6 protein-coding genes are annotated in these 6,953 nt (G+C 60.6%); 5 read left to right on the forward strand and 1 reads right to left on the reverse strand.

Going from position 1 to position 6,953, the window contains the following annotated elements; all coding sequences use genetic code 11:
- The first annotated feature begins 181 nt into the window (after positions 1-181).
- A complete protein-coding gene (locus AC1DLB_RS16815) occupies positions 182-2,308 on the forward strand; it encodes a TonB-dependent siderophore receptor (protein WP_477785306.1) in 2,127 nt (708 codons plus the stop codon).
- 207 nt (positions 2,309-2,515) lie between these two features.
- The gene (locus tag AC1DLB_RS16820) at positions 2,516-2,743 is read left to right on the forward strand and encodes an NIL domain-containing protein (protein WP_309475746.1); all 228 of its coding nucleotides are present in this window, start codon (positions 2,516-2,518) and stop codon (positions 2,741-2,743) included.
- Between the two features lie 7 nt (positions 2,744-2,750).
- On the opposite strand, the gene AC1DLB_RS16825 is transcribed toward AC1DLB_RS16820, so the two are convergent.
- On the reverse strand, positions 2,751-3,989 hold the full coding sequence (locus tag AC1DLB_RS16825; protein WP_477785307.1) for an acyl-CoA dehydrogenase family protein: 1,239 nt from the start codon (positions 3,987-3,989) through the stop codon (positions 2,751-2,753).
- Positions 3,990-4,381: 392 nt separating this feature from the next.
- Between AC1DLB_RS16825 and msuE the strand changes: the two genes are divergently transcribed.
- The 3 genes from msuE to AC1DLB_RS16840 form a co-directional block, all read left to right on the forward strand.
- A complete protein-coding gene (gene msuE, locus AC1DLB_RS16830) occupies positions 4,382-4,945 on the forward strand; it encodes an FMN reductase (RefSeq protein WP_018929019.1) in 564 nt (187 codons plus the stop codon).
- Between the two features lie 46 nt (positions 4,946-4,991).
- A complete protein-coding gene (sfnG, locus tag AC1DLB_RS16835) occupies positions 4,992-6,092 on the forward strand; it encodes a dimethylsulfone monooxygenase SfnG (RefSeq protein ID WP_258614206.1) in 1,101 nt (366 codons plus the stop codon).
- 15 nt (positions 6,093-6,107) lie between these two features.
- Positions 6,108-6,953, forward strand: an 846-nt coding sequence (locus AC1DLB_RS16840) for an AMP-binding protein (protein WP_477785308.1), incomplete at its 3' end; no start/stop codon positions are given.

Genomic DNA, 6,953 nt, shown 5'->3' on the forward strand with positions numbered 1-6,953 from the left:
TCTCGGCCGTGGCGCGGATGATGCCGCAATGGCCATTGCTTCAATGAAGTGATGACATTATCGAAGACTGTTTTTGTTAATGGGAATCAGTGTTAATTACGAATGGTTTTGTATAGCATGCGCCGCAGTTTTTGGCGGTTTCACTCCCTGCATTGGCCTATTCGTAAAGGTTTTTCTCTTCATGCGTCGAACCCTGCTTTCCATTTGTGTGCTGCAAGCATTGTCGTCTACCTCATGGGCTGAACAAACGGAGGTGTCACCCTCAACGCTTGAGCTGGACGCAACCGATGTTATCGGTACTGCGAATTATGAAAGGGCGGACGGCCCGGTGCAGGGTTATCTGGCTACGCGCTCGGCCAGCGCCACACGCACCGACACGTCGATCCACGAAACCCCGCAATCGATCAGTGTGGTCTCGAAAGATGCGGTCGAGGATCTGGGAGCCACCCGTTTGCAGGACGCGTTGGACTACGCTGGGGGCGTGGGGCGGGCGAACAATTTTGGTGGACAGGGTCTGACCACGTTTACCGTTCGTGGCTTCACCACTGGCGAGTTTTATCGCAACGGTTTTCCGATCAACCGCGGTTATCCGAACATGCCGGATGCCAACACTATCGAGCGACTCGAAGTGCTACGCGGTCCGGCAACCATGCTCTACGGTCGGGGTGATCCTGGTGGCACGTTCAACGTGGTTTCCAAACAGCCATTGCCCGAACGCACCGTCACCTTGGGCAGTCAACTGAACGATCAGGGCATGAAGCGTGGCACGCTGGATGCTTCCGGCCCGCTCGACGAAGAAGGGCGCCTGGCCTATCGACTGAACGTAGTGGGCGAGGGCGGCGACACCTTCCGCGATCACGTCGAAACCGAGCGCTACGGTATCACGCCGGTGCTCACGTGGCAGGCAACCGACGCGACCAAGCTGATTTTCGAAGGCGATTTCATGCGTAACAACGCGCCTCTGGATCGAGGCGTTACACGTTACCCGAGGCAGGCAGGTACCGCCTCTCGCGACAGTTTTTTCGGCGAAAAAGACGCTGGCAAACTGCATAACGACAACAACATGGCGCAGCTGCGTTTCGAGCACATGCTCAATGACGACTGGACGCTGGGTGGTGGCTTCCAGTGGCTCGATGGTTCGCTCAAGGGCAACGCAGTCGAGGCCAACGGTATTGCCGCTGACGGCCGCACCTTGGGGCGCAACTTCAACTATCGCAAGCTGGAGTGGACCGACAAGGATACCCAGCTCAATCTGACCGGCCATTTCGATACCGCTGGTTTGCAGCACACGTTGCTCACCGGTATCGAGTACGAAGATTATGACTACAAGTCGATCATTCAACGCTCCAGCGGTGCTGTCGATGCGTATCCGATCGACATCTTCGATCCGGTGTACGGCCAGTCGCGTCCAGCACTGACTCGTACGCCGACCCACGACAAGGAAAACCTCAAAACTTATGCCGCGTTTGTGCAGGATCAATTGGCACTGACCGACAAACTGAAGGTGCTGGCAGGGGCGCGTTTCGAACGCTTCGAACATGACTACGAAACCTATGTCCCGGGCGGCAAGAGTTGGCAGGCGAGTGACAACGCAGTAACTCCGCGCATCGGCGTGACCTACGATTTGACCGAGACATTAGCGGTTTATGCCGACACCGCGCGCTCGTTCAAGCCCAACACCGGCGCAAGCCGCCTCGGGGGAGGGTTTGCGCCGGAGAAGGGCAAGTCGTACGAAATGGGTATCAAGTGGGAAGCACTGGATCAGCGGTTGAGTGTCGATGCGGCGATCTATCAGATCGAGAAGCGTAACGTGCTGACCACCGACCCTGTCGATTCCACCTTCAGCGTTGCTGCCGGTGAAGTGCGAAGCCGTGGTTTTGACATCAACGTTGCCGGCAACCTCACTCCCGAATGGCGCGTGATTGGCGGCTACGCCTATGTCGATGCCGAAGTGACCAAAGACAACGTACTGCGCTCAGGCACGCGGCTGCTGAACATCCCGAAAAACAGCTTCAGCCTGCTGAATATGTACGAGTTCCAGGACGGCACCCTCAAGGGATTGGGCTTGGGCACCGGATTCAAGTACGTCGACGAGCGCGCCGGACAAACCGCCAACACTGCGTTTTCGATGGGCAGCTACACCGTTGTCGACTTGCTTGGCTTCTACAAGATCAATGACAAGGTGCGGCTCAATCTCGACGTGAAAARCCTGTTTGATCGCGATTATGAAGAAGGCGCGTTCGGCAATGTTTACGCTTATCCGGGTGCGCCACGAACCGTGCAAGTCGGTATTTCCTACACGTTGTAGTGCGTTCTGCTGGTGCACACTGAGCAAGCTCGATAACGCTGGAAGTGAGGCGATGTGCGTCAGCAGTAGAGTCTGTGGATCCTGCAAAGGCGACAGTTGCAGATTTGAGCTACAGACAGGTCAGCCGTCAGCTTATCTCAGGTCGCTCGTGCCTGGTGCTGGACCGTGGGCGGATCGTGGAGCCGGGCGAGGTGTGGCAGATTTTTGGTGACCCGCAACACGAGGTGTCACCGGCCGTGGCGACCGATCTGCTGGGCATCGCCCAAGGCACTGGGTGGGCAGGTCAGCTTGCTGCATGGCGGTATCGAGCGTATCCAGAGCCGCGCCCAGGGACGTCGATTCCTGGGTGTAGCGACGAGCCAGGGGCCAGGCGCGTTGCTGGCCCGTGCTTCGTCGCTGGCCGATCAGGTGCCGGGGTATCTGGCACCCGCGTGATGTCGACTTACTTCGATCCTCCACCGATCTGCCAGACGTAGGGCGGTTCGGTGCCGTTGATTTCCCAGTCGCCGATGATGCGTTCCTTGTAGATCAGCGGGTTGTGCGAGGCCGCGGTGCGAGCGTTGCGCCAGTGACGATCGAGGGCTTTGCCGGTGCTGGTGGCCGAGGCGCTGAGGGCGTTGAACAGGTCGCTGGTGGCGCGCAGCACTAGGTCGGCGATCACCACTTGGGCCTGGGCGGATTCCAGTTCGGCGGCGATGTTGGCATCGCGTTCGGCTTCGTCGTCATGGGCGAAGCGGCTTTCGTAGGCCACCTGCAAGGCGGCCGCGGCGCGCAGGGTGGTGGCGTGTGCGGCATAGACCTGCGCTGAAGCCTTGCCCACCACTTGCTGCACCTGGACATCCTGGCTGACGTGGTTGGCGTTGCCGGTGCTGAAGATGCGCGTGCGCTTGCGTACTTCTTCCGTGATGTCGCGCACCGCGGCACGGCCGGCACCGGTCTGGACCGCCAACAGCACCAGTTGATAGAAGGCCGTCTGGTATTTGAAGCGGGTGGTGAAGTCCAGCAGGTTTTCGGGCTCCACCACGGCATTCTCGAATACCGAGGTGCCGCTGCCGGTGGTGCGCTGACCAAAGCCATCCCAGTCGTCGCTCTGCACAATACCCGGTTGCTGCACGCGAACGGCGGCAATCACATCGGCGCCGTTGTCATCGCGCTGGGCATAGAGGTCGATCCAGTCGGCGAAGATACTGCCGGTGCTGTAGTACTTGGTGCCGTTGACCAYCCATTGTTCACCCAGACGCGAGACACGGGTGCCAACCTGGCCGATCTTGATGCTGCCGACTTCGGTCCAGGCGTTGCCCACCAGATCGCCGTCGACAAAACGCTTGAACCAGGTGTCCTGGGGCGCATCGGCATGGGCGTTGAGGCGGTCTTCGACAAAGGCAAAGTGACCGCGCAACGCCTGCGGCAGATTGGAATCGGCTTCGGCCAGTTCGATCAGCAACTCAAACAACTGGGGCAGGGAAGCGCCGTCGCCACCGTACTGCACCGGCACGCGTACGGCGCCAAAGCCGGCTTCCTTCAGCCACTTCACTTGTTCAAAGGGCAGGCTGCGAGTTTGCTCGCGCTCCAGTGCGCCGGCGGCGATGCGTGCAAAGATCGGCCGGAAGCGCTCGGCCAGGGCCTGGTAGTCGGTACCGCTGGAGAGGGGGTGTGGCAGGTGCTGTTGCTGGACAGTCATGGTGCAGCTCCTTATGGAAGGCAAGAGAAGCAACAGTGCAGTCGATCTGTTGCGTACTACTGCCAGTGCACAGGTCGTGCCTGGCACTGCAAAAGCCGTTTAATCGGGCGCGCAGGGCTGTTCGCCAGGGTGGTTGCTGTCGTCTGCCGGGCAACTTGCTGAAGCGCTGACTGCCCGGCAACAGCGGCCTGGGCGCGCTGCACGGCATGGGCAGAGAGGCAGCTGTTGTGAGCGCAACAGTTGATCAACAGCCTGCCCGGTGGACGACACTGCGGCGTTTTGCGAAAAACCGTATAACTTATTGATTTATATTGAATTATAGAGATGGCACGGTTGCTGCTCTAGTCCTTGTGCAGGTGCCGCGGTGGCCTCTGCCACCATGAGGACGGGCAATGAGCAACACACTGAAAGTGGTCGCGGTATCCGGGAGCGTGCAGCGGCCTACGCGCACCCTGGTGCTGCTCAAGGCTCTGGTCGCCGGTCTTGCGCAACAGCTGCCGATCGCACTGCACCTCATCGAGTTGTCCGAGGTCGGCCCGCAGTTTGCCGGGGTGCTGTGCCGTGAAGACTTGCCCGCTGCGGTAGAGGCCGATCTGCAGGCCATTGAAACGGCCGACCTGCTGATTGCTGCCAGCCCGGTGTACCGCGCCTCGTACACCGGACTGTTCAAGCACCTGTTCGATTTCGTCCATCACCAGGCGTTGAACAACGTGCCGGTGTTACTGGCCGCCACCGGTGGCTCGGACCGCCACGCCCTGATCATCGATCACCAGTTGCGCCCGCTGTTTGGTTTCTTCCAGGCCCTGAGCTTGCCCATCGGTGTGTATGCCGCCGAAGCCGATTTCACCGACTACCAGATCACCAGCCCCCAGTTGCTCGAACGCATCGAGCGCGCTGTCGAGTCGGCGGTCCTGAGCCTCAATCCGAAAGTTCACCGGGATGCCAGCGCTGCCTGACGTCCCGGGTCAACCCTCATTTCAACGAGTCAATGGAGTACGTACAATGAGCCAGGACAACATCAAGTTTGCCTATTGGGTTCCCAACGTCAGCGGTGGCCTTGTGGTCAGCAAGATCGAACAGCGCACCAGCTGGGACATCGATTACAACCGCAAGCTGGCGCAAATCGCCGAAAAGGCCGGCTTCGAATACGCCTTGTCACAGATCCGCTTTACCGCCGGTTATGGCGCCGAAAACCAGCACGAGTCGGTGACCATCAGTCACGCGCTGTTGGCCGCCACCGAGAAGCTCAAGGTGATCGCCGCCATCCTGCCTGGGCCCTGGAGTCCGGTGCTGGCGGCCAAACAGCTGGCAACCATCGACCAGTTCACCAACGGTCGGGTCGCGGTGAATATCGTGTCGGGCTGGTTCAAGGGCGAGTTCCGGGCCATTGGCGAGCCGTGGCTGGACCACGATGAGCGCTATCGTCGCTCGGAAGAATTCATCCAGGCGCTCAAGGGCATTTGGACCCAGGACAACTTCAGTTTTCATGGCGATTTCTACCGCTTCCATGACTACACCCTCAAACCCAAGCCACTGCAGCAACCGCACCCGGAAATCTTCCAGGGTGGCAGCTCGCGCGCGGCGCGGGACATGGCTTCGCGGGTTTCCGATTGGTACTTCACCAACGGCAACAGCGTCGAAGGCATCAAGGCCCAGGTCGACGACATTCGGGCCAAGGCCGCGATCAATGGCCACTCAGTGAAAGTTGGGGTGAACGCCTTTGTCATTGCCCGCAAAACCGAGGCTGAAGCCCGAGCGGTATTGCAGGAAATTATCGCCAAGGCCGATCCGGAGGCCGTCAACGGTTTCGGCAGCGAGGTGAAGAACGCCGGCGCCTCCAGCCCTGAAGGCGAAGGCAACTGGGCCAAGTCCACCTTCGAAGACCTGGTGCAGTACAACGATGGCTTCAAGACCAACCTGATCGGTACGCCGCAGCAGATTGCCGAACGCATCGTCGCCCTCAAGGCGGTAGGCGTGGACCTGGTGCTCACTGGCTTCCTGCACTTTCATGAAGAAGTGGAGTACTTCGGCCGCAAGGTGTTGCCGTTGGTGCGTGAGCTGGAGCGCGAGGCGGTCGCGGCCAAGGCTGCGGCGCTCGCCTAAAGGACGGGAAAGGTCATGGCGACATTCACTGATAACGCGCAATCCGACACCTTGCCGCAGTGGCTGCAACAGCAGGCACGTCAGCAAGGGACGGGCATTGCCCTGCGACATAAGCGCCTGGGGGTGTGGCAGGTGCGAACCTGGTGCCAACTGGCCGCTGAGGTTGAACACCTGGCAATGGCCTTGCAGGTGCGTGGTTTTGTGCCTGGCGCAAGCTTGGTGATTGTCAGCCGCCCGCGGCCGGAGGCGTTGATTGCTGTACTGGCGGCACAGTGGTTGGGCGGGGTGGCAGCGCTGTTGGATCCGCTGGAGGCTGCGGCTGCACAGGTGCCGCTGTTGCGCGAGCTGCACAGTGAATGGGTGTTCGCCGAAGGCCATGAGGAGATTCAGCGCCTGCGCGCCGCCGGACTGGCGCCCAGGCTGCTGATTTACGCCGACGGCCGCGGCATGGCTGAGGTGAGTCAGGCCGGTGACACCCTGGCGTTCGCACAACTGCTGCTGGGCAGCGATCACCGGCTGGAACCCCAGGCCCGAGCCGAGCGCACAGCTTTTACCTTCTACCGTTTGGGTGCGGGGCAGCGCATCGAGCAGCAGCGCATTAGCCACGCCGAGTTGCTAAAGGAAGGCCGGCGCCTGGTGCACAGCGAGCAGCTGGGGCGGCAGGAAGAAGCCCTGGCGGCGCGAGCGTTTGCCGCGGGTAGTCAAGCGCGTTACTTGCTGGCGCCTTGGTTGATTGCCGGCTTTCGACTGAATTTTCCGGAGAACCTGGCGACTCGCGACCAGGACCGTCGCGAGTTGGGCCCGACGCTGGTGGCCGGCACCCGGGAAACCTACGAGCGCCTGCATGCCCAGGTCCTGGCC

The sequence above is a fragment of the Pseudomonas sp. 05N434 genome, from assembly GCF_056396965.1.

What these genes read in the sequence shown, in the direction of transcription:
- msuE (WP_018929019.1), top strand. Translation starts at nt 4,382, where the DNA reads ATGAGCAACACACTGAAAGTGGTCGCGGTATCCGGGAGCGTGCAGCGG.
- sfnG (WP_258614206.1), top strand. Translation starts at nt 4,992, where the DNA reads ATGAGCCAGGACAACATCAAGTTTGCCTATTGGGTTCCCAACGTCAGC.